Source organism: Hymenobacter terrenus, assembly GCF_000972495.1.
GTDB classification, from domain to species: domain Bacteria; phylum Bacteroidota; class Bacteroidia; order Cytophagales; family Hymenobacteraceae; genus Hymenobacter; species Hymenobacter terrenus.
In genome coordinates this window covers 877,227-901,603 of sequence record NZ_LATM01000001.1, presented here as the reverse complement: position 1 = coordinate 901,603, position 24,377 = coordinate 877,227, and the positions used below count along the sequence as shown (strand labels likewise).

13 protein-coding genes are annotated in these 24,377 nt (G+C 59.5%); 4 read left to right on the top strand and 9 right to left on the bottom strand.

Going from position 1 to position 24,377, the window contains the following annotated elements:
• Positions 1–52: 52 nt before the first annotated feature.
• From WX88_RS03815 to WX88_RS03775, 9 genes are all read right to left on the bottom strand, one after another.
• Positions 53–1,387 (bottom strand): TldD/PmbA family protein, encoded by a 1,335-nt coding sequence (locus WX88_RS03815; protein WP_046242874.1) that lies wholly within the window; start codon positions 1,385–1,387, stop codon positions 53–55.
• A 212-nt stretch (positions 1,388–1,599) separates the two neighbouring features.
• Positions 1,600–3,252: a TldD/PmbA family protein gene (locus tag WX88_RS03810; protein ID WP_046242873.1), complete on the bottom strand. Its 1,653-nt coding sequence runs from the start codon at positions 3,250–3,252 to the stop codon at positions 1,600–1,602.
• Positions 3,253–3,292: 40 nt separating this feature from the next.
• On the bottom strand, positions 3,293–4,612 hold the full coding sequence (locus tag WX88_RS03805) for a TldD/PmbA family protein (RefSeq protein WP_046242872.1): 1,320 nt from the start codon (positions 4,610–4,612) through the stop codon (positions 3,293–3,295).
• A gap of 209 nt (positions 4,613–4,821) precedes the next feature.
• Positions 4,822–6,471 (bottom strand): TldD/PmbA family protein, encoded by a 1,650-nt coding sequence (locus WX88_RS03800; RefSeq protein ID WP_046242871.1) that lies wholly within the window; start codon positions 6,469–6,471, stop codon positions 4,822–4,824.
• Between the two features lie 370 nt (positions 6,472–6,841).
• The gene (locus WX88_RS03795) at positions 6,842–7,663 is read right to left on the bottom strand and encodes a phosphatase PAP2 family protein (RefSeq protein ID WP_052732298.1); all 822 of its coding nucleotides are present in this window, start codon (positions 7,661–7,663) and stop codon (positions 6,842–6,844) included.
• A gap of 180 nt (positions 7,664–7,843) precedes the next feature.
• The gene (locus WX88_RS03790; RefSeq protein WP_197076656.1) at positions 7,844–9,403 is read right to left on the bottom strand and encodes an efflux transporter outer membrane subunit; all 1,560 of its coding nucleotides are present in this window, start codon (positions 9,401–9,403) and stop codon (positions 7,844–7,846) included.
• A gap of 51 nt (positions 9,404–9,454) precedes the next feature.
• A complete protein-coding gene (locus WX88_RS03785) occupies positions 9,455–10,645 on the bottom strand; it encodes an efflux RND transporter periplasmic adaptor subunit (protein ID WP_052732297.1) in 1,191 nt (396 codons plus the stop codon).
• 128 nt (positions 10,646–10,773) lie between these two features.
• Positions 10,774–14,106: an efflux RND transporter permease subunit gene (locus WX88_RS30715; protein WP_046242869.1), complete on the bottom strand. Its 3,333-nt coding sequence runs from the start codon at positions 14,104–14,106 to the stop codon at positions 10,774–10,776.
• A 403-nt stretch (positions 14,107–14,509) separates the two neighbouring features.
• Positions 14,510–15,118, bottom strand: a complete 609-nt coding sequence (locus WX88_RS03775) for an NAD(P)H-dependent oxidoreductase (protein WP_046242868.1) — start codon at positions 15,116–15,118, stop codon at positions 14,510–14,512.
• 120 nt (positions 15,119–15,238) lie between these two features.
• On the opposite strand from WX88_RS03775, the gene WX88_RS03770 reads away from it, so the two are divergent.
• The 4 genes from WX88_RS03770 to WX88_RS03755 all read left to right on the top strand — a co-directional run bounded on the left by WX88_RS03770 (position 15,239) and on the right by WX88_RS03755 (position 24,300).
• Positions 15,239–15,607 (top strand): winged helix-turn-helix transcriptional regulator, encoded by a 369-nt coding sequence (locus tag WX88_RS03770; protein WP_046242867.1) that lies wholly within the window; start codon positions 15,239–15,241, stop codon positions 15,605–15,607.
• Positions 15,608–15,935: 328 nt separating this feature from the next.
• Entirely contained in the window at positions 15,936–16,751 is an 816-nt protein-coding gene (locus tag WX88_RS03765) for an SDR family oxidoreductase (protein ID WP_046242866.1), read from the top strand.
• Between the two features lie 162 nt (positions 16,752–16,913).
• Positions 16,914–19,556, top strand: a complete 2,643-nt coding sequence (locus tag WX88_RS03760; RefSeq protein WP_046242865.1) for an MGH1-like glycoside hydrolase domain-containing protein — start codon at positions 16,914–16,916, stop codon at positions 19,554–19,556.
• A 739-nt stretch (positions 19,557–20,295) separates the two neighbouring features.
• Positions 20,296–24,300, top strand: coding sequence for a discoidin domain-containing protein (locus WX88_RS03755; RefSeq protein ID WP_082115821.1), 4,005 nt, complete (start codon positions 20,296–20,298; stop codon positions 24,298–24,300).
• Positions 24,301–24,377: the final 77 nt, after the last annotated feature.

Genomic DNA, 24,377 nt, shown 5'->3' with positions numbered 1-24,377 from the left:
TGTAAATGAAATGTCAAACTACTGGCTCATGCGCGGACTCGCAGAGTCCACGCTACACGGCGTCGGAGAGGCTGGTGAAGGTGAAGTCGCGGATTTTGAGCGGGGGCACAAGGCTGCCATTCAGGCGCACGGGCTTGCCGATGGCTTCGAGATTGTTGAGCATGATGACGGGGCTTTCGTTGAAGCGGAAGTTCTTGATGGGAAACTTAATCTGCCCATTCTCAATGTAGAACGTGCCGTCGCGGGTCAGCCCGGTGTAGAGCAGCGTCTGCGGGTCCACGGGGCGGATGTACCACAGGCGCGTCACCAAAATGCCTTTAGCGGTGCTCTTGATAAGGTCGGCGGTGCTTTGGGTGCCGCCTTGCATAATCCAGCCGCCGGGCGGGGGCAGGTCCGGGATGCCGGCTTTCTGGGCCCAGAAGCGCGACGAATACAGGTTTTTCACCACGCCCTTCTCAATCCAGGTGGTTTTTTGCTGTGGCCGGCCGTCGTTGGCAAACGTTAGGTCGCCGATTTCGGGATTCAGCGGGTCGGAATAAATGGTTACCCGCTCATCGAAGAGCTTTTCGCCCTTTTTATTGCCACCGCCTTTTTTGCTCAAAAAGCTGCGCCCTTCGTCGGCCGAGCGGGCGTCGAGGCTCTGCATCAGCACGCCGAGCAGGGAAGTGTCCACGTTGGAAAGCAGCGCGTTGGGTTCCAGAATGACGGTGTACTTGCCCGGCTCAATGGCCCGCGCCTTCACGGAGGAAGCTGCTTTTTCGGCGGCCACTCGGGTGAGACGGGCGGCGTCGAGCTTGGTCGCATCGGTGTAGTCGGCGGCCGCGTAGCCGGAGCCAGAGCCATCGGGCGTACGCACCGTCACGCTGAAGCCGACATAGGAAGTTTGCTGATAAGCCTCTAAGCCTTTGGAGTTACGCTTCGCTATAAACCCAACCGAGTCGTCGAGAAACCCCGCCGAGCTGAGCTTCTTCTCGTCGCACAGCGCCATACTGGCCCCAATCTGCTTGGCTCGGTAAGCCGGGTCGATGGCGGCGGTAGCAGCAGCAAACGAGCGACTGCCATCCAGGTACTGCTGCGGCCCAAGCAAGGGCATGTATTCCGGCGACTCTGGTGCGAGGCGGGCAATTTCCTCGGCTCGCTGCACGCAGCGGCGCAAGGTAGCGTCGTCAAACTCGTTGCACGTGGCCAGGCCGCTGCGCTTGCCGAAGCGCGACTGCACGGCCAGGGAGACGTTATCGACCGCGCCGGCCGTGCTGATGGAGTTGCGGGCCGAGCGCACGTTGCCGCCAATGCTGCCATTGAGCGTGGCTTCGCACTCGTCGGCCGTGCTGAAGCTGAGGACTTTCTTAAGAATATTCTGGGCTTCGTCTTTGGAGAGAATGGCCATGGTTTACCTATTCAATTGTGAAACAAACTCCCCTCCTTAGAAAAGGAGGGGACATTGCCGCACCGCGGCAACTGGGGTGGTTGACATCGTTGAACGATAGCTGAACGTCGCAGTAGGCATCGTTCGTCTATCGTTCAACGCCCCCAACCACCCCCTTCCGAGCCGTTGGCTCGAACATCCCTTCCTTGATAAGGAGGGGAGAGGTCGTTCTGCTAGCCGATTTTGCGAGCGGTGTTAATCACAGTCACTCCATTAAACCGCGTCGTGGCCGACCCGTGGCTCACGGCTGAGCTTTGCGAGGGTTGGCCTTTGCCATCGTTGAATGCGCCGAAGAGGCGGTAATCGGATTCGTCGCAAATGGCAGCGCAGGAATTCCAGAACTCCTGGGTGTTGGCCTGATAGGCCACGTCTTCGAGCATGCCGGTAATCTGGCCCTTCTCGATGGCGTAGAACACCTGCCCGCCGAACTGGAAGTTGTATCGCTGCTGGTCGATGGAGAACGAGCCGTTGCCGGCGATGTAGATGCCCTTGTCCACGTTTTTCACCAGCTCGTCCACGCTCAGCTTGGCCGGGCCCGGCTGCAAGCTCACGTTCGGCATCCGCTGGAACTGCACGTCGGCCCACGACTGCGAGTAGCAGCAGCCATCCGACTCATTCTGCCCCACGATGCCGGCCTGGTCACGAATCTTCTCATAGTCCACCAGCATGCCCTCTTTGATGAGGTCCCAGCGCTTGGTCTTAACGCCTTCGTCGTCGTAGCCAACGGCGCCGAGCGAGCCGGGCTGGAGCTTGTCGGCCACGATGTTGACGAGCTTGGAGCCGTAGGGAATCTTTTTGGCTTTCCACTCCAGCGTGGCGAAGCTCGTGCCGGCGTAGTTGGCCTCGTAGCCCAGCACCCGGTCCAGCTCCAGCGGGTGGCCTACGCTTTCGTGGATGGTCAGGCCGAGGTGATGAGGGTCGAGCACAAGGTCGTATTTGCCAGGTGTGACGGATTTCGCCGTCAGCTTTTCCTTGACGTGCTTGGTAGCCAGGGCCACGTCTTCCAGCATGTCGTAGCTGTTGCGGTAGCCCACCACGCCCGAGCCTGCCGGGCCAGCTATCTTATCGGCCGCCTTGGGCGTGAGGTATTCGTAGCCCAACCCCATGGGCGAGCTCAGCGCCTGCCGCGAGCGGAACTTGCCGGAGGCCCGGTCGATAGCCGTGACGCTGAACGTAGGGTAGATGCGGTGAATATCCTGGTCGATGTAGGAGCCGTCGGTGCTGGCAAAATACTTCTGCTCATTCACCTGAAATAGCACTGAATTCACGAAGGAAGCCCCTAATTCCAAGGCTTTGGCATTGACATTCAAAAGCAAGTCTACTTTGTCCTTAATCGGGACCTCAAAAGCGCTCTGCTGAATGGGGGCCTTCCAGGCGGCTTCGCCGTAACCTTTTTGGGGGGCCAGCTTCACTTGCTCTTTCTGCACCTTGGAGTTCGCCTTGGCAATCTGCACGGCCAGTTGGGCCGCTTTAGCAATGCCGGCTTCGGTCACGGTATTGGTGGCGGCAAAGCCCCAGGTGCCGTTGGCAATAACCCGCACGCCCACGCCGTAGCTTTCGGTGCTGGCAATGTTCTGTACTTGTTTCTCGCGGGTGAAAATGCCCTGGTTGAGGTAGCGGCCGATGCGCACATCGGCGTAGCTGGCCCCGGCGGCTTTGGCCGCGTTCAGGCCAGCATCGGCCAGGCGCTTTTTGGTCGCGGCATCGGCACCGGGTTCCAGCAAGCGGGCCGGGTCCACGGGGGTGCCGCCGATGCTGGGTAAGCTTGGGAGAAACAGGGCCCCGGTGGCCAGGCCGGTGAGTCCTACAAAGTCGCGTCGTTTCATTAAAGAGAGTGTTATTTCGTTCAATAATACTACTGCCACGCTACACGGCGTCGGAGAGGCTGGTGAAGGCGAAGTCGCGGATTTTGAGCGGGGGCACGAGGCTGCCATTCAGGCGCACGGGCTTGCCGATGGCTTCGAGATTGTTGAGCATGATGACGGGGCTTTCGTTGAAGCGGAAGTTCTTGATGGGAAACTTAATCTGCCCATTCTCAATGTAGAACGTGCCGTCTCGCGTAAGCCCGGTGTAGAGCAGCGTCTGCGGGTCCACGGCGCGGATGTAGTAGAGTCGCGTTACCAAAATGCCTTTAGCGGTGCTCTTGATGAGGTCGGCGGTGCTTTGGGTGCCGCCTTGCATAATCCAGCCGCCGGGCGGGGGCAAGTCCGGGATGCCGGCTTTCTGGGCCCAGAAGCGCGACGAATACAGGTTTTTCACCACGCCCTTCTCAATCCAGGTTACCTTCTGCTGCGGCCGCCCGTCGTTGGCAAACGTCAGGTCGGGCACCTCGGGGTGGGTCGGGTCGGAATAAATGGTTACCCGCTCGTCAAAAACCTTTTCGCCCTTTTTATTGCCGCCGCCCTTTTTGCTCAGAAAGCTACGGCCTTCGTCGGCGTTGCGGGCATCCATGGCGCCCATCATGTTGTTGAACAAATCGATAGCTGCGGCCGGCTCCAGAATAACCGTGTACTTGCCCGGCTCAATGGCCTTGGCATTCACCGACGAGGCTGCTTTCTCGGCGGCCACGCGGGTGAGGCGGGCGGCATCAAACTTCGCTAAATCGGTGTAGTTGGCAATGGCGTAGCCCGAGCCGGTCCCGTCGGGCGTGCGCACCGTGATGGAGAAATCAACACTGGTCAGCCGCTGGTAGGCCTCCAGCCCTTTGGAATTGCGCTTGGCCACAAATCCCGCAGAGTCGTTGAAGAAGCCGGCGGAAGTCAACTTCTTGGCCTCGCACAGCGCCATGCTGGCCCCAATCTGCTGAGCGCGGTAATCTGGCGTGATGTCGGCTGTGCGGGCTGCGAACGACGCAGGCGCGGCCAAATACTGCTGCGGCCCGAGCAAAGGCACGTACTCAGGGCTTTCTGGTGCGAGTCGGGCAATTTCCTCGGCCCGCTGCACGCAGCGGCGCAAGGTAGCGTCGTCAAACTCGTTGCACGTAGCCAGCCCGCTGCGCTTGCCGAAGCGCGACTGCACGGCTAGGGAGACGTTATCGACGGCCCCGGCCGTGCTGATAGAGTTGCGGGCTGAGCGCACGTTGCCGCCAATGCTGCCATTGAGCGTGGCTTCGCACTCGTCGGCCGTGCTGAAGCTGAGAACCTTTTTAAGAATGTCTTGGGCTTCGGTTTGGGTAAGAATCGCCATTTATTAGGAGAAGATGCGGGTAGTGAAAAAACTCCCTTCCTCAGCTGAGGAGCGGATGTTCAGCCGACAGGCTGAACGGGGGTGGTTGAGGTCATTGAACGACTCGCGGTAGCATCGTTCGGGCGTCGTTCAACGATTCAACCACCCCAGCCAGCGCTTCGCGCTAGCGTCCCCTCCTCGTCTGAGGAGGGGAGTTGGTCGTTCGATTATCAGCCGATTTTGCGAGCGGTGTTAATTACAGTCACGCCATTAAACCGCGTTGTGGCCGACCCGTGGCTCACGGCTGATACCTGCGAAGGCTGCCCCTTACCGTCAAAGAAAGAACCAAATAAGCGGTAGTCAGATTCGTCGCAAATGGCGGTGCAGGAGTTCCAGAACTCCTGGGTGTTGGCCTGGTAAGCCACGTCTTCGAGCATGCCGGTAATCTGGCCCTTCTCGATGGCGTAGAACACCTGCCCGCCGAACTGGAAGTTGTACCGCTGCTGGTCGATGGAATAGGAGCCGCGGCCGGCGATGTAGATGCCCTTGTCCACGTTTTTCACCAACTCGTCCACGCTCAGCTTGGCTCTGCCCGGCTGCAAGCTCACGTTCGGCATCCGCTGAAACTGCACCGAGTCCCAGGAATCAGCGTAGCAGCAGCCGTCCGATTCCGTTTGGCCGACAATGTGTGCCTGGTCGCGAATCTTCTCATAATCCACCAGCATGCCCTCTTTGATGAGGTCCCAGCGCTTGGTCTTGACGCCTTCGTCGTCGTAGCCGACGGCGCCGAGCGAGCCGGGCTGGAGCTTGTCGGCCACGATGTTGACGAGCTTGGAGCCGTAGGGAATCTTTTTGGCTTTCCACTCCAGCGTGGCGAAGCTCGTGCCGGCGTAGTTGGCCTCGTAGCCCAGCACCCGGTCCAGCTCCAGCGGGTGGCCTACGCTTTCGTGGATGGTCAGGCCGAGGTGGTTGGGGTCGAGCACGAGGTCGTACTTGCCGGGCGTGACCGATTTTGCGATTAGCTTCTCCTTCGCCTGCTTGGCCGCCAGGGCGGCATCTTCCAGCATGTCGTAGCTGTTGCGGTAGCCCACCAGACCCGTACCGGCGGCGCCCGGAATCCTATCGGCCGCCTTGGGCGTGAGGTATTCGTAGCCTAACCCCATGGGGGCACTGAGTGCATCGCGACTGCGGAATTTGCCAGAAGCCCGGTCGATGGCCGTGACGCTGAACGTAGGCCAGATGCGGTGCACATCCTGGTCGATGTAGGAGCCGTCGGTGCTGGCAAAATACTTCTGCTCATTGATTTGGAAGAGCGAAGAATTGACGAATGAAGCGCCGTTGTCGGTAGCTTTGGCATTGGCGGCCAGCAGCAGCTCCACCTTCTGGGCCACCGGCACCGCAAACGCGTTCTGCTGAATGGGCGTCTGCCACTTCACTTCGCCGAAACCCTTCTGGGGGGCCAGTTCTACCGTTGACTTCTGCACCTTGGCGTTGGCTTTGGCGATGGCCACGGCTAGCTGCGCAGCTTTGGCGAGGCCGGCTTCGGTCACGGTATTGGTGGCGGCAAAGCCCCAGCTGCCGTTAGCCAGTACCCGCACACCGGCCCCAAAGCTCTCGGTGCTGGCAATGTTCTGCACCTGTTTCTCGCGGGTGAAAATGCTTTGATTGAGGTAGCGGCCGATGCGTATATCAGCGTAGGTAGCCCCGGCGGCTTTGGCCGCATTCAGGCCAGCATCGGCCAAGCGCTTTTTTAGGGCGGGGTCTGTGCCTTCGAGCAGGCGGGAAGGGTCAACTGGCGTGCCGCCCAGACTTGGTAAGGTGGGCAGAAACAGGGCTCCGGCGGCCAGGCCGGTGAGTCCCACAAAGTCGCGTCGTTTCAAAGGAAAATAAAGATTCGGAAATACAACAAGCAGATTTGTAAAGATGAACACAAATCTTAATCAAAAAGACATAGACGGTTCTGGAACGTTGCGTTGCTTATTTGGAAAAGATGTCACGCACACCGGGTGAGTCCACGCATGAGCTACTTCCAAACAATGCAACTGACCGCCTTACAAAGTCGCGCTACCTCTCTCTTCCAATTTTTCTCTGAATGTTTTGGGCACGCCGCAGCCCTACAGCCGTTACGATTGGTACCGCAGCCGCGTGCGCCAGGTGTTCAAATTTATGGGCGAACTGCCGGCGGCTCGCCTGACCAAGGAAATCCTGACGCCCGGTGAACGCCAACTGCGCCCTGGTCACGAGCTGTGCTTATTTCCTCGGGTGCCAGGTCAACATGAGTCCCGGCGTACCGTTGCCGAAGTATGTGGGCGACATGCCGATATCACGGCCGATGGACTTGCGGCCCCAGCGGTTGCGGTGGCTGAGATAGGCCAAATGGGCTGAGAGGATGCCGAAGCCCGCGCCGGCTACCACGTCACTCTGCCAGTGTTTGGAGTTAATCATGCGCAGGGCGGCCACGCTAGTGGCAATGGTGTAGGCGCCAACGCCGTACCACTGGCTTTTATCCCGAAACTCGGTGTGCACGATGCTGGCCGCCAAAAAGGCCTGCGCCGTGTGGCCCGAGGGAAAAGACAGCTTGTCGGAGCCATCGGGACGCTCCTTCTTGCTTATATACTTCACTGCGAAGGTGGAAGCCAGCATAATGACCTCGCCTTTGGCGATAATCAGCAGGGTATTGATGCGGTCGTTACGCGACTCCACGCCGGCTAGTCCTACGGCGGCCAGCTCTAGGTAAGGCGCTATAAGCAGAACGTTATCGAGCTTGGTGCGGTAGGTGGGAAAGAGCTTGTGAATGTCATAGTCGGCGTCCTGATTAGTATAAAAACCGCCGCCGTTGGAGGTATAGACCCCGTAGCCAATGAGCACCGCCGGCACGATGGTAGCTTTGAAGAGTTTGCTCTTATACCACTTCGCTTTTACCGGGGACGATACCCCAGCCGGGTTCTCAAACTTGTGGATGGTGTCGGTGACGGCAGGAGTAGGAGCGGGGACAACCTGGGCGTAAGTGGGGTTCAGGCTTCCAAGGAGAAGAAATAATACCGCAAGCCGGGAAAATAACTGGGCAGGCATGAAAATAAGTCGATTAAAAAAGCAGACGATAGACACCCCTGATACGAGCCGTTAACACGAACGTAACATGCTGCCCTGTAGAAAGCACGAAATTTAGCTTCCATAAATAAGGCGTATAATTAAGGAAGCCCTGCTCAATCGGGCAAAGGTTGGAATACGAGTGTCCACAATATGGTTAGCCTACTGCCAGTTGCCGCCGAGAGCGCGCACCAACAGCACGTTATAGCGTAGTTGGGCGGCCTGGGTTTGAGCCACCAAACGGGCGGCGTCCAGGGTTTGGCGGTCGGCATCCACCACTTCGAAGTAGTTAGTAAGGCCGCTGCGGTAGCGTACCTCGGTGAGGCGGCCAGCCTGGCGGGCCGAGCGTAGGGCGCGCTGCTGGGCCGCAAGCTGGGCCGCACTTAGGCGGATGTTGGCCAGAGCCGTTTCCACGTCCTGAAACGCGGTAAGCGCCGCTCCCCGATACTGGGCTTCTAACTCGCGGTACTGAGCTTGGGCCAGCTGCTCATTGCCCCGCAGGCGCCCCCCGTTGAAAATCGGGATGGCAATGCCGCCGCCCAGGTAATACGTGTAGGCGTTAGAAAGCTGCGGCAGCTTGGCCAGGGCGGCACTTTGCGGGCCGATGTAGCCGTTGAGCTGCACGGTGGGGCGGCGGGCCAGGTGGGCGGCATCGGCTCGGGCATTGGCGGCAGCGAGCTGGCGCTCGGCGCGGCGCAGGTCGGGCCGGCGGGCGAGCAGGGTAGCTGGCAGCGCCAGCGGCACGGCGGGGGTAGGCGCTAGTTCCGTGCCCGGCCGCGCTGGCAGCACGAAGCTGCTGGCGGGCTGGCCCACCACTGTGGCCAGGGCGGCAGCCACACCAGCGCGCTGCCGGCTCAGCTCCACGATGCTGGATTCCACATTAGCCAGCTCGGTTTCGGCGCGACGGAAGCCAATCTCATTATCTACTCCAGCCTGAAAACGGGCTTGGGTGAGCTGCACATTCTGGATGCGGGCCTGGCGGGCACTGTCGAGCACGGCCAGCTCGGCATCGAGGCCGCGCAGGTTGAAATAATACGTGGCCGCATCGGCAGTCAGGGAGAGGCGTACGGCTTGCACGTCGGCGGCGGCGGCTTCGGCATCGGCGCGCGCGGCTTGCACGCTGCGCCGGATGCGGCCCCACACGTCAACCTCGTAGCTCACATTGAGCGGAACGTAGTACTGGCTTTGGGTGACGGCATTGGCGGGCACATCGAACGGTACCGGCCGCAGGCCTGACAGCTGGGTGCGGTAAGCCGAAGGATTGAGCGTAATTTCCGGACTACGATAAGAGTTAGCTACTTGCAGGCGGGCGCGGGCCTGGTCGACGCGGGCCACGGCCGCCTGGGCGCTGAAGTTTTGGGCTAGCGCCTGCTCTTCCAGCTGAGTCAGAACGGCGTCATTAAAAATACTCCACCACGCGGTTTCGGGTGGGGTTTGGGTAAGCTGCTGGGGCTTGGCGTTGTGGGCAGCAGCGGAATCAGTTGGGGCGAGCGTTGGGGCTGTAATTTGGCCTTGGAGAGCCGGGCTGCCGAAGGGTAGGGCGGGGGCCTGCGCCCGCGTTTCAGCCACCGTCGGAATGTGCGAGCCCGTGGTATCGGCGGGCACGGCGTGCTGCCACGCCACGGGCGTGTTCACGGCCGGTGGCTGGTAGCGCGGCGCGGTGGCGCAGGCGCTCAGCAGCAGGGGCAAGCCGAAAAAAGAATAGGGGAAGCGAAAAGTCATTATGCTGTAAGCCATTGGCTTGTAAAGCGAGTGCCGCGTCAGGCCGGGCATTTATTTCACCGGCGACGACACGCGGGGAGCATCCGGGTCGTTGGGCCGGGGCAGCGCGGGCGGGGGGCCGGCGGGCTTGTTCGGCGGCGTGAAGGCTTTGGTTTGCACAGCAGCGCCTTCGGTTAGGGTTTCGGCAGGGTTCAATACCAGCAGCTCGCCGCCTTGTAAGCCTTGGGGGACTTCAAGCTGGTTGCCAAAATCGCGGCCGATGGTAATGGGCTGGTAGTGGATTTTACCCTCGCGCACGGTGGCCACGCGGCTGTCGGTACCCCCCGGCACCAGGGCATTGGCCGGGATGATGACACTGGCGGCCTTGCGCGGCAAATGAAAGCGCACTTGCGCGTAGCTGCCGGGCCGCAGCTCGCCGCGGGGGTTGGGTACCTGCACTTCGGTGAGCAGCGTGCGGGTGTCGGGGGCGAGAGCACCCGCGTCGCGCACTACTTTGCCGCTGAAGGCCCGTCCCGCAAATTCTGGTACGAGGTAATCAGCGGCCAAGCCATTTTTTATAGCGGGCGCAAAGTTCTGGGGTACCTGCACGAAGGCGCGTAGCTTCTCCGTTTGCTCAATTTTAAAGAGCTGCGAGCCGGGCGCGTTGTTGCTGCTCACCAAGCTGCCTACCTCCACGTTGCGCTGGGTGACGATGCCGCTGAACGGCGCTGTGACGCGCCGAAACCCCTGCTGCGCCAGCAATTGCTGCACGCCGGCCCGCTGCGCCGCGTATTGGGCCTGGGCTGCGTCCAGCTCCTGCTTGGAGATGGCGCCGGGCAGCGCCACTCCGGCCAGGCGGCTGTAGCTGGTGCGGGCCAGGCCCAGGTTGGCCCGAGCCTCGGCAATCTGCTGGTCCAGCTCGGGAGTGGTGATTTCGGCCAGTACCTGACCGGCTCGCACGTGCTGACCAATATCTGCCGACCAAGACTTCACAAAGCCATTGGCCCGGGCAAAGACGAAGGTTTCGCGTAGCGACCGGGTATCGGCGGGCAGGGTGACGGTGGTAGTGTCGGGCGCGGCCTTGGCGGGTATTACGGTCACGGTTGGCGTCTCCGTGGCCGTTTGCCGGGCCTCGGCGTCGCGGGCTTTTTCCTGCTTGTGGCGCGGCACATAGCCCAACAAAAACAGGCCGCCAAACACCAAGAGCACAACGAAAATGAGCAGCCAGAAACGGCCGGAGCCGGAGGAGTTAGAATCGGACATTAGGAGGAAAAGTCAAGAAAGACGGTCATGCAGAGCGTAGCGAAGCATCTCGCTTGTGGTAGTGAATCAATCGAATAGATTCCTTGCGCGAGCGAGATGCTTCGCTACGCTCTGCATGACGTTCAAAACTAAGCAGCGGCATTACGCACGGGCACGGGCTTCTTCAAATACGAAAACATAATCGGCACGAAGAACAGTGTGGTAATTGTCGCCAGCAGGAGGCCACCAATCACGGCGCGGCCGAGGGGTGCATTTTGTTCGCCGCCTTCGCCCATGCCCAACGACATGGGCAGCAGACCGATAATCATGGCCAAGGCCGTCATCAGCACCGGACGCAGGCGGGTGAAGCCGGCATCCAGGGCCGCGTCGCGCGGACTCAAATCGGGCTCTTCCTCGCGCCGCTCGTTGGCGAAGGTGACCAGCAGAATACTATTGGCCGTGGCCACGCCGATGCACATAATAGCGCCCATCAGGGCCGGCACGCTCAGGGTGGTTTGAGTCACGAATAGCATCCATAGAATGCCGGCTAGCGCCCCCGGCAGCGCGGTAATGATGATTAGCGGGTCGATCCAGCTCTGAAAGTTGACCACCATCAGCAAGTAAACCAGGATGATGGCACCGGCCAGCCCCAGCCCCAGGCCAGCAAAGGACGTGCGCATCGAATCGGCCTGCCCGCGCAGGGCCAGCGTGGTGCCTTTGGGAAGGCTTTTCTCGGTGTCGGCCAGAATTTTACGAATGTCCTTGCTCACGCCGCCCAGGTCACGACCCGAAACGCTGGCGTAGAGGTCCACGGTGCGCTGAATATTGTAGTCGGAGGCCACGGCCGTGGTTTGGGTGCGGCGCAGCGTGGCGAAGTTGCTGAGCAGCTGCGCCTGCGTCTGGGTGGCGCTGGTCACGCCAATGTTGCCGATTTCGTCGAGGGTGGATAAGGCGCTAGGCGGCGTCTGCACGGCCACGGTGTAGTTCACGCCGGTGGTCGGGTTGAGCCACTGGTTGGGGCTGGTCTGGGTGCTGGAAGACAGGTTCACCAGCACGTTATTAGCAATATCGCGCTGCGACAGGCCGGCCTCCTGGGCCCGCACCCGGTCAATGTCGACGCGCAGCTGGGGCTGGTCGAAGGCTTGGTAAATAAAGGCATCGACCACGCCCGGAATCTTGTTGATTTTCGCCCGTAGCTCGCCCGCGATGCGCTGGTTGGCAACCTTGTCGCGGCCGATTACCTGAATGTCAATTGGGGCGGGCAGGCCGAAGTTCAGCGTCTGGTTCACGATGTCGGCCGGCTGGAAGAAGATGGTCAGGTCGGGTTGCTCCTTGTGCAGCCGACGCCGGATTTCGTTGATGTACTCCGCCGTGGGGCCGTGCTCTTCCTTCATGCTCACCAGGATTTCGCCATCGCCGGCCCCAATGGTAGGATTGTCGCTGAGTAACAGGTTAATGGGGATAACGGGCAGGCCGATGTTATCGAGCACGAGGTCCAGCTCCTCGGCCGGAATCACTTTCCGAATCACGTCTTCCACCTGCCGGAACCGGACCTCCGTTTCCTCCACCCGGGTGCCGGTGGGCACCCGCACGTGCAGGCGCAGCTGGCCGGCATCCACGGTCGGGAAGAAGTTCTGGCCAATCAGCGGGAACAGGCCCAGCGAGCCGACAAACAGCACCACGAAGGCCACAATTACTTTCGGCCGGTTGGTCAGGGCCCAGTCCAGGGCCTGGCCGTAGCCACCCCGAAACTTCTCAAACCGATGGTCGAAAGCCACGTGCAGCTTCCAAATCCAGGTTTTGGTGATGCCTTCAGCCGATTTTCGCTCCGCGTCGGTGATGGCTTCCTCGGCTTCTTCCCCCGCGGAGCCGCTGGGATGGGCTTTCTCAAACTGCTCGCGCCGAATGGCTTCCAGCTCCCGCTCGACCTTGCTCACGGGCTGGCCGTTGCGTACGTGGGCGCTAGGCAGGTCGGGCTCTTCGAGGGCATGATAGATAGGCAACTCCTTGCGCATTAGGTACATCACCAGCGTGGGCACCAGCGTCCGGCTAAGCAGATAGGAGGCCAGCATGGCGAAAATCACGGCCGTGGCCAAGGGCGCGAAAATGGCCGAGGCCACCCCGCCTAGAAAAAACACCGGCACAAACACGATGCAAATGGCCAGCGTGGCCACCAGGGCCGGCGTCGCAATCTGCTGAGCCCCATCGAGGATGGAGCGCTTGAGCAGCTTTTTCATGCCCATGTTGCGATGAATGTTTTCGATTTCCACCGTCGCGTCATCCACCAGAATACCCACGGCCAGGCTCAGCCCGCCCAAGGTCATGATATTCAGCGTTTGCCCGAGAATATTCATGACAATAATGCTGACCAGAATGCTCAGTGGAATGCTGGTGGCGATGATGAGCGTGGAGCGCCACGAGCCCAGAAACAGTAGAATCATGAGGGCCGTGAGCGCCGCCGCGATGCAGGCTTCCACGATGACGCCCTTTATGCTGGCCCGCACGAAGAAGGATTGGTCGAACAACAGCTTGATATCCAGGCCCGGCGGCGAGTTGGCCTGAATGTTCGGCAGCGCCTTTTTAATCTTGTCGATGATGTCGAGCGTGCTGGCCGCCCCGCTTTTCAGGATGGGGATGATGGCCGTGCGGCGGCCGTTCTGGCGCACGATGTTGGTTTGCACGGCCGCACCCTCGTGCACAAACGCCACGTCGCGGATGTACACCGTGGTTCCATTCACGGTCTTGATGGGCAAGTCGTTGAGAGTGGCAATGGCCTCGGGGCTGGAGTTGAGCTTCACGTCGTACTCCCGGTCGCCGATTTTGGCCGAGCCCGCCGGGATGATGAGGTTCTGGGCCAACAGGGTGTTCACCACATCGTTGCCACTCAGATTTTTACCCGCCAGTTTGTCGGGGTCGAGGTCAACCATGATTTGCTTGGGCTTGCCGCCATTGGGCAGCAGCACCGATGCGCCCTGCACTACCGCCAGACCCGGCCGGATGAAGGCATTGGCCGCGTCAAACAGGTCCGATTCGCCCAGCGTCTCGCTGCTGAGCGAGGTTTGGGCAATGGGCACGTTCGAGGCTGAGTAGCGGATAATGAGCGGCGGTGTGATACCCGGCGGCAGCCGCGCCAGCAGCGTCTGGCTGATGGCCGTGAGCTGGGCCACGCCCGCGTCGGGGTTGGTGCCGGGCTGGAAAAACACCTTAATCAGCCCCACACCTTTCAGGCTCTGGCTTTCCTGGTGTTCCACGTTGTTTACCGTGGTGGTAATAGCGCGCTCCACTGGGATGACGATGCGCTGGTTCATTTCCTCGGGCGAAATGCCGGAATAACCCCAGACTACGCCCACGACCGGGATTGGAATGTCGGGAAAAATATCCACCGCCATCCGCTGAATGGTGAGCCCTCCGCCCACCAGGATTAGCAGCGCCATCACCACAAAGGTGTATGGGCGCGCCAGCGCCAGCCTAACTATCCACATGTTATTGGTTCATCTACGATTCTTCGGCCAGCCGCCGCTTGCCGATGACTACGGCTGCGAGGGTTTCAACCGGCCCAGCTGCTCAATGGTTGGATTGCAAAGACCAAAATTATTCTCATCCGTTGCCCACCCTCCTTTTCATCGACCTAAGCGGGGTATTGTATCGACCAGCACCCTGCATTTCGCTACGGTCAAAACAACGAGGAACAGTGCGCCACCCTGTACGCGTCTAGCAAATCTTCGGCCGCTATCTTCCGGAAATGAGGGGTTGGCTACAAATGCGTTAGCTCCCGAACCATCTCTGTAAGGAAAGGCCGGGAGCTAAATTTTATCCTGAAAATCATCGGAGGCAGTTGAGTCTGTTAGGGGCTACCGGCTTATTTGCCGATGCTCCTCCGAGACTTTACGCGACATCAATTAGCTGCTGTCCAAGATGCTGTCGGCAGATGCTGGCTACTTCATCGAGCCAATCAGCGGCCAGTGCGGGCGTGAGTTCAAACATGCGGTGAAAAATCTTTTGCTCCACTACTTCCACGCCGCAAAAGCCCAGGATTCCTACCTGCACGGCCTTCGTGAAGGTGTGCAATTGACCGATTTGCTCCATCAGCTCCCGGCCCCCGCCGGTGCTATTGAATACCAGCGCCTTTTTGCCTTTCAGCAGCCCTACTAACCCATTGTGGTCGTAAGTGTAGGCAAAACCCGAGGTGAAAACCCGGTCTATGTACCCTTTAAGCAGGGCTGGCATTCCGTTCCACCAGTTTGGGTAGACGAGGGTAATGACATCGGCCCAAACGAGGTGTTGCTGCTCAGTGCGTACATCTGCGGCGAGGGGTTCGCCGGTCTGCAAGCTCTGTGCATCGATGCCCCGGTGCACGGGGTCAAAACCCAAGGCATACAGGTCTCGAACTTCAGTGGCGTGTCCGAGTTCTTGGCTAGTCTGCACAATGCGCTCCAGCACGGCGTGGCAAAAACTGTTGGCGTTGGGATGGGCATATACCAGAAGATGGTTCATGATTTTGAGGGGTTATAGTTAATTGTCCTCAAAGGTTGTGAGTGTTTGATTATCAAAAAATAAGGTACTTTGAAGTGGGTTGCACACCTGCAGGTTTCTACTGTTGACCCATAGATTTTTATGAATTCGAAACCAGAGAAAATAATCTTTAAGGGCCATATCCGGCTGGCACTGAGTGTGCTGGGAGGGAAGTGGAAACTGGAAATCCTGTATTACCTGCGCCAGGCTACCTTGCGCTTTTCGGAACTACAGGAACTCATGCCCGAAGTGCGGCAGAAAGTGCTGACCGAGCAACTCCGCGAACTGGAACACGATGGCCTCGTGACGCGCACCGTTTATGCCGAGGTGCCTCCCCGCGTGGAATATGGCGCCACCCCTTATGCCCATGCTTTGCTACCAGTTCTGGAAATGCTCTGTGACTGGGGACAGGAGCACGAAAAGCGCACCGAGGCGTTGGCGGCGGCCAAGGAAGCCCAGGAATCGAGATAGCCAAAGTCTTGGCCTCCGAGCCAAATACGGTGCGGTCAGGCTTGGGCATCCGGATTTCTGGTGCCGAAAGTGACAACGTGGCAAGTCTGGTTAGCGCCGGCAGCCTACCAACGCTCAGCTGAAGAAGCCTCGCTAGCGGTTTCGCGGTAAGCTCGCCTTGCCTGCCGCTGGGTTGGTGGAGTGGGAGAAGGCTTCATTTCGTAATGAACCTAGCCGCTTTCCTCGCGTAAGCTTTGCTTGAATTTCGCAGATCCAGCTTCTTCACCCAAAGCGTCTGTCGAACGCGTAACATTGACCTAAACTTCTTATCAATCATTACTTCTTTCGTATGGCTACTCCCGACCCCCGGCGTCTTGCCAATCAAATTGCCGTCGTAACAGGTGCCAGCTCCGGCATTGGTGTAGCCGTGGCCAAAGCCCTGGCCGCCCATGGTGCCGCCGTAGTCATCAACTACAGCAACGACGCCGACGGCGCCAAGGCCACCGTGGCCGACATTGAAGCGGCTGGCGGCAAAGCGCTGGCCATTCAGGCCGACGTGAGCCAAGAAGATCAAGTGCAGGCCATGTTCCGGCAAACCATCGAGCACTTCGGCACGGTCCACATCGTGGTGGCCAATGCCGGCCTGCAAGTCGATACTCCCTTCGTGGATATGACCCTGGAGCAGTGGCAGAAGGTTATCGACGTAAACCTGACTGGTCAGTTTCTGTGCCTGCGCGAGGCCGCCCGCGAGTTTATCCGGCGCGGCGTGCAGCCTGAAATATCCAAGGCCGCCGGCAAAATTATCTGCATGAGTTCGGTGCACGAAATCATTCCCTGGGCCGGCCACGTCAACTACGCGGCCAGTAAAGGTGGCATCATGCAGCTCATGAAAAGTGTGGCCCAGGAGCTGGCGCCGCACAAAATCCGGGCAAACAGCATCGGCCCCGGTGCCATTGCCACGCCTATCAACCTTTCGGCCCGTGACACGCCCGAAGAAGAGAAGGCGCTGCTCTCGCTCATTCCCTACAACCGCGTGGGCGACCCCACCGACGTTGGCAACCTCGCCGCCTGGCTGGCCTCCGACGAAGCCGACTACATCACCGGTCAAACCATTTTCATGGATGGCGGTATGACACTCTACCCCGGCTTCGCGGAGGGCGGCTGATTCAGGAGGGTATTGTTAAGCGAAAAAGAACGTCATGCTGAGCGGAGCCGAAGCATCTCGCTTGCCACCACTAATTCATTCAATTGAATTACTAATGCGAGCGAGATGCTTCGGCTCCGCTCAGCATGACGTTCTGTTGTATATAAGATTAAGCATTTCAGAATGACCCCCGAACACACTCGCCTCGCCGAGGCTAATGCTGGCGCCAAGCCCTGGCGCAAATTTGGTCCTTACGTGGCTGACCGCCAATGGGGAACTGTTCGCGAAGACTACAGCGCCCACGGCGACGCCTGGAACTACACCACCCATGACCAGGCCCGCAGCCGCGCCTACCGTTGGGGTGAGGAGGCCCTGGCCGGTTTCTGCGACGACGACCAGCTCCTCTGCTTCGGTCTGGGCCTGTGGAACGGGCAAGATGCCATTCTCAAGGAGCGCCTTTTCGGCCTGAGCGGCCCCGAGGGCAACCACGGCGAGGATGTGAAGGAGGTGTACTACTACCTCGACGCCACGCCCACGCACTCCTACCAACGCATGCTGTACAAGTACCCGCAGCACGCTTTCCCCTACGAGTGGCTGGTGAAGGAAAATGCCCGCCGTGACCGCACCAAACCCGAATTTGAGCTGATGGACACGGCCATTTTCCACGAAAGCCGCTACTTCGACGTGTTCGTGGATTTCGCCAAAGCCGACGCCGAGGACATCCTCATTCAACTAATTATCGTGAATCGCGGGCCCGATCACACTGCCCTGCATCTGCTGCCGCAGCTTTGGTTTCGCAATACCTGGGCCTGGGGCAACGACAACTACCGGCCCCTGCTTTCGGCCACCGCCAACGGCCACCTCCACGCCGACCACCGCCAGCTGGGCCCGCTCACCTTGTATTGTGACGAACAGCCCAACTTGCTGTTCTGCGAAAATGCCACCAACAGCGGTGCCCTTTTCGGCGCCCCATCTGAGGAACGTTTTTTCAAGGACGGCATCAATAACTACTTGGTGAAGGGTGCGGCCGACGCTGTGAACCCGGCCCGCACCGGCACAAAGGCCGCCGCACACTACGAGCTGGCCATCGGGCCCGGCGCCACCCGCGTGGTACGCCTGCGCCTGGCCGCGCCGGGGCTGGAAACGCCATTCGCGGACTTCGACCAAACGCTGCGGCAGCGCCAGGCCGAGGCTGACCAGTTTTACCAGGTGCTGCAAGCCGACCTGCCCGATGCCGACGCCCGCAACGTGCAGCGCCAGGCTTTCGCGGGTATGCTCTGGAGCAAGCAGTTCTACTACTACGACGTGCCGCAGTGGCTGGCCGGCGACCCGGCCCTGCCGCGCCCCTCGGCCGAGCGCCGCCACGGCCGCAACGGCAACGGCTGGAACCATCTGAATAACGCCGACATCATCTCGATGCCTGATACCTGGGAATATCCCTGGTACGCGGCTTGGGACCTGGCTTTCCATTGCCTGCCGCTGGCTCAACTCGACATGAAATTTGCCAAGGGCCAGCTCCGATTGCTGTGCCAGGATTGGTACATGCACCCCAACGGTCAGCTGCCCGCCTACGAGTGGAAACTGTCGGACGTGAACCCGCCGGTGCATGCCTACGCCACTTGGCGCGTGTTCAAGATGGACCAGAAGGCTCGCGGCGATGCCGGCGACGTGGCTTTCCTGGAAACCATTTTCCACCGTCTGCTCCTCAATTTCACCTGGTGGGTGAACCGCAAGGACCGCGACGGCCGCAACATTTTCGAGGGCGGTTTTCTGGGGCTTGATAATATCGGCGTGTTCGACCGCTCGGCGCCGCTGCCGGTGGGCGGCTTTCTGGAGCAGGCCGACGGTACCGCCTGGGTGGCCATGTACGCGCTGAATATGATGCGCATCGCCCTGCAGCTCAGCCAGACCAACCCCGTGTACCAGGACATGGCCAGCAAGTTCTTCGAACATTTCCTCTACATCGCCGATGCCATGACCAAGGTGGGCGGCGATGGTGTAGACCTGTGGGACGAAGAAGATGAGTTCTATTACGATGCCCTGAGCACGCCCGGCCGTGGCCACGAGCTGCTGAAAGTCAGGAGCCTGGTTGGATTGATTCCGCTTTTTGCCGTAGAGGTGCTGGACACCGAGCAACTGGCCGGCGCACCGCGTTTCTTGGCGCGCCTGGAGTGGTTCCTCGAGAACCGGCCGGCGCTGGCGGCGCTGGTTTCGCGCTGGCGCGAGCCCGGCAAAGGCGAGCGGCATCTGCTCTCGCTCTTGCGCGGCCACCGCGTGAAGCGCCTGCTAAAGCGAATGCTGGACGAGAACGAGTTCCTCTCGCCCTACGGCATTCGCAGCCTGTCGCGCTACCACCTGGCGCAACCGTTCGTCTTTCGCGGTACGGAAACCCAGTTTACGGTAGACTACCAGCCCGCCGAAGCGACTACGTCCCTGTTCGGGGGCAATTCCAATTGGCGTGGTCCCATCTGGATGCCTACTAATTTTTTGCTAATCGAGTCGTTGCAGCGCTTTCATCATTACTACGGCGACGATTTCAAGGTCGAATACCCCACCAATTCCGGCCAACTGCACACGCTCCTTGAAATAGCCACCGCCCTCACCGCCCGCCTCACCAAAATCTTCCTCCGCGACCCCGAAACCGGCCGCCGCGCCTGCTTCGGCGACGATAAGCAGCTTCAAAACGACCCCAATTTTCGCGACTATCTCTGGTTTCACGAGTATTTCCACGGCGATAACGGCCACGGCCTCGGCGCCAGCCACCAAACCGGCTGGACGGGGTTGATTGCGAAGCTCTTGCAGCCAAAGTTCAGCAGGCCAGCGTAAGAAGTACAGACATGCCAGCCTCGCCCTAGTATGACCTCGGGCCGGGAATGTGCAGGTACATTGCCGGGAGTCAGGCGAAAGGTCTCTTTCTCCATTAATTCAGTTGCGTATAGCTGAATGAGTGTCGCTCTGTAGGTGTGGCCCCGCTGGGCCTGGGACGCGCTGAAGGGTTATAATCATATCGCCAAATTGCCTGCTCCACACAGTCCCGTGAGGCAGCATTTGCTGCGCCGTATTTGGATTAAATGTTTGAGGTTAATTATTTGGCATTGCATGTAAAGCATGGTTATCAATTATATAAATAGGGTTCTGCAGGAGCTATGCTTGTGATATTACTATTCGTATTTCGATTATGGCAAGTAGATGAGTGTGTGGAAGCACACCATGCTTCGAGACTTGCGTGATCAATGAAGAAGCGTATAAAATTTTGGCATTGGGCCTTTCGGCAGGTTGTTTTTTAGCCATCATCGCGAGAAAAACAAGGGTATGGAAGGAAGCCTTGTGGAGTAGCAGAGAGCATAAGTCGATTGTGCGATAAGCGTATGAAGTTGGAGGACACTTTAGTTGAAAAGTGCCTTTCCAATCAATTACTGCCCCTTGTTGGCTGCCGTTTTCTCTCACCTTTGGGGTGTCGTTCTGCTCCGTTGGGTTGGCCTCTAAGCTTTCAGGAGCCCGAGCAGGTGCTGGGTTAGCCAGCTACATCAGCGACCAGACTCAATCCTAACCAATTCCTTTCCTCATGATGAAAACACCGCTTACCATTGCCGCAGGCAGCTGGCAAAACTGGCTGGCTGCCACGCTAAGTTTAGGCCTGCTGCTCTTGCTGCCGACTCGTGGCTGGGCCCAATGTAACCAGTTGGTATGGGCCGACGAGTTCAACGGTACGGCCGTGGACACCACCAAGTGGCAGGTTGTCAACGGTGACGGTTGCCCCGCCCTATGTGGTTTCGGCAACGCCGAGCTCCAAAACTACCGGGCCCAAAATGCTGCCGTAGCGAATGGCAATCTGGTTATCACGACCAAGTTTGAAACCACTACGGCTCCTAGTGGTAACTCGTACCAGTACAGCTCGGCCAAGCTCGAATCGAAGGTGGCGGGCCAGCGTACGTTGCAAACCTTTAAGTACGGACGTATCGAATCGCGCATCAAGCTGCCCTCGGCCGGGGGCGTCTGGCCGGCGTTCTGGATGCTGGCCGACCCCAGCAACTGGCCCGTAACCGGCGAGATTGACATCATGGAAGCCAAGCACAAGAACCCGACGTCGGTAACCGGTACGGGTATTGGTGGCGCACCCGGCGCCCCGTTTTTTGCCACCCGCACGTATTCGGCGGGGGTGGATTTGTCGGCGGGCTTCCACGTGTATGCGCTGGAATGGGGGCCTGACGTGCTACGCTTCTACGTAGATAACGTGCTGTATAACACCGTGACGCCGGAGTCTACGCCGGGCGGCGTATTTCCTTTCAACGACAACCAGTTCTACCTCATTCTCAACGCTGCCGTGGGTGGGCCCGGCACGGGCTACACGGGTTACATCAACCCAACGCCCGCCGATTATCCCACCCAAACGGAGGTAGACTACGTGCGGGTGTATCGCGGGTCCTACAACTACGCCGTCCTCGGCGATAGGCAGGTGTACGAGAACGAGCAGTACAAAAACTACCGCATCGACCCCGTGGCTGGTGGCACCTACGCGTGGTCGGTGCCGGCTGGGGCGACCATCGTTTCAGGCCAGGGCACCAATAGCATCAGCGTAAATTGGGGCACTACGGCCGGGGACGTGGCGGTGGTCGTGACTACGGCCGGCTGCGTCACTAATACCTATGCTAAAGCCGTGTCCATTAGCGCTCCCCTTCAAGTGGAGCAAGTATACGAAGACTTTCAGGCCAACCGCTCGCTGACCTACGGCACCCGCACTGGCACCCTCACCGAGGCCGTAGCCAATCCCGACGGCACCGCGCCCAACACCTCGGCCCAAGTGGGCAAGTACGTGCGCAACCCCTCGGAGCAATACGACGTGATGTACGTGCGCGGCCTCAAGGTGGGCAATGCCAACGACTTCGCAGCGGGCCGTAAAAAGCTGTACGTCGACGTGTATTCCAGCGCCCCGGTGGGCAGCCGCGTCACCATGCAGTTTGAGAACAGCCAGGTAACAACTCCCATCAATTACCCCAGCGGCCGACATAGCGCTTACAAAGCCTATACTACCCGGCGAAATGCCTGGGAAACCCTGGAATTTAGCTACGAGCAGACCATCGACGCCGGCACCAACATCTTTTCTATCGACAATGTAGTGTTCCTGTTTGAGCCGGGCATTAAGACAGCGAATACCTTTTACTTCGACAATGTGCTGGTGAAAGCGCAGCCCACCCCGCCCATTGTGGCTACCGATGTGCTGGAGAATTACGACGGTACCAGTCGTCTCACCTTCGACCCGGCCCTCACCAACGGCACCTATACCCCGGACGTTACCAACCCCTCAGCTACGGGCGTAAATTCCTCGGCCCGCGTGGCTAAGTATTTGCGCAACAGTACTCAGCAGTATGATGTGCTGTTTTTTACGGCCGGCGCCCCAGGCAGTGTTATCGTCGACGCCGGTAAGTTCAAGGACCAAACCTACCAGTTGCAGGTCGACCTGTATACTGACGCGTCGGTGGGCACTTCGGTACGGATTAATCTGCAAAACAAAGCTTTAGCCGCCGGCTCTTATCCAAGTGGACGCAACAGCACTTACCTGGTAACCACCACTAAGCAAAACCAGTGGGAAACGCTGACGTTGGTGCTCGACACCGCGCCTGATGCCGGTACCGCCAATGTGGCCATCGACCAACTGGCGTTCTTGTTCAATGGGAATACAATGACTGCCAACACGTACTATATCGACAACGTGCGGGTGGCTAAGCGGGTGGCGGACCCTACTTACACGGCCGGAACGATGTTTGAAGACTACGAGGCAACCCACAATATCACCTACCTCAGCTCCGATGGCGGCTACCAGGCCACCGAGCCTAACCCCGCCGCCGGGGGCGTGAATACGTCGGCCCACGTGGCCAAATACACCCGGAAAGCTACAGCCACCTACGATGTATTGTCCTTCGGCACCGCCGCGATAAAAGATGGCAGCGCCTTCAAAACCGGCGACAAAGTATTTGCGATGGACGTGTATACTACCGCCCCAGCCGGCACGGTAATATCGTGCCAGTTGGAGAGCAGCGCGGCGTCCTTACCCGGCAACTACCCCGCCGGTCGTCACAGCATCTACCAAGCCTCCGTGAAGCAGCCCAATACCTGGCAAACCCTGACCTTCACCTACGCCAGCACTCCCGATGCTAGCACGTCCGATGCCAGTGTGGACCGGCTGGTGTTCCTGCTCGCTCCTAATTCAACCACGGCAGATGTTTATTATCTCGATAATATTCGTAGCCTCAATAAGGTAGGGACGCCCCCGTTGACCAATACGTCCCCAACCGTGAGTCTGACCTCGCCAACGGCCGGCGCCAGCTATAATGCGCCCGCCAGCATCACGCTCGGCGCCACTGCCGCCGATGCTGACGGTACCGTGTCGAAGGTCGAGTTCTTCAATGGCACAGCCTTGCTAGGTACCGCCACCAGCAGCCCGTACACTTACACGTGGGCTGGGGTAGCGGCAGGTACCTATGCCCTCACGGCCAAAGCCACCGACAACGCTGGCGCCGTTACCGCGTCGGCCGCTGTCAGCATCACGGTTGCGGGCCCGCCCGCTGGAGCTACCAACTTGGCTCTGAACCAGCCTACCTACGTGTCGTCGACAAAAGGCGCGGACGTACCCAATTCGGCTGCGGTAGACGGTAACCTCAACACCCATTGGGCCAGCGCTTCCACCGACCAGCAATGGATTTACGTGGACCTGGGTGCTAGCTACAACGTGTCGCAAGTCAAGCTGACCTGGGAAGCTGCCTATGGCCGCGACTACCAGGTTCAGCTTTCACCTGATGCCCTCGTCTGGACCACCATCAAATCAGTGACCGGCAACACGGCGCTGGTGAACGACCACACTGGCCTCGCCGGCTCGGGCCGCTACGTGCGGATAAATGGTACCGCCCGGGGCACGTTAAATGGCTACTCGCTATATGAGCTGGAAGTATACGGTACGCTCGCAACTGGTGGCACTGGTAGCGGCGTCTGCTCCGGCACAGTGGCCAATGGCGACTACGTTTACCAGGTGTCTACCACGGCCGGTATGGCGAACTGGAAGTTTGTGCCGCAGGCGCCCATCGCGGGCAGCAGCCTGGCTCTCATCTACATCAAAGCAGGTTCAGCCACGGCTTACGCTGGCTATCCGATGACGGCTTCGGGCTCCGACTTTGTATTCTCGCAGCCCCAAACTGCTGGCACGACACTGTCGTTCTACTTCACCTACCGCGTAGGTACGGGCGCCGTTGAGCGGAACTCCAGTGCAACCCCCCACAGCTACACGGCTGGTGTGGCCTGTGCCGCCCGCGCTCTGGCAACTACCCCCGCCACCGGCCGCGTAGTAGGGGATGCTTACCCGAACCCCGTCACAAACCTGCTCACGGTCGAGCTGCGGGGCACTGGTACGCATGTGCTCACTATCAGAGCCTTGCGCGGTGCGGTAATGCAGCGGCTAACTGTCGGCGCTGGCAGCACTCGACGGGTGCTGGACCTGAGCACGTTAAGTAAAGGCGTGTATTTGCTCAATGTGAGCAGTGCCGAGGGCGTAGAAAATCGCCGGATAGTAAAAGAATAAAAGGAGCGAACCTGGAAGAAGACGGCGGCTCTTTGTGGCTGATTAAGCGCAGTCCTTCAAGTAGTTTTGGTGCTCGG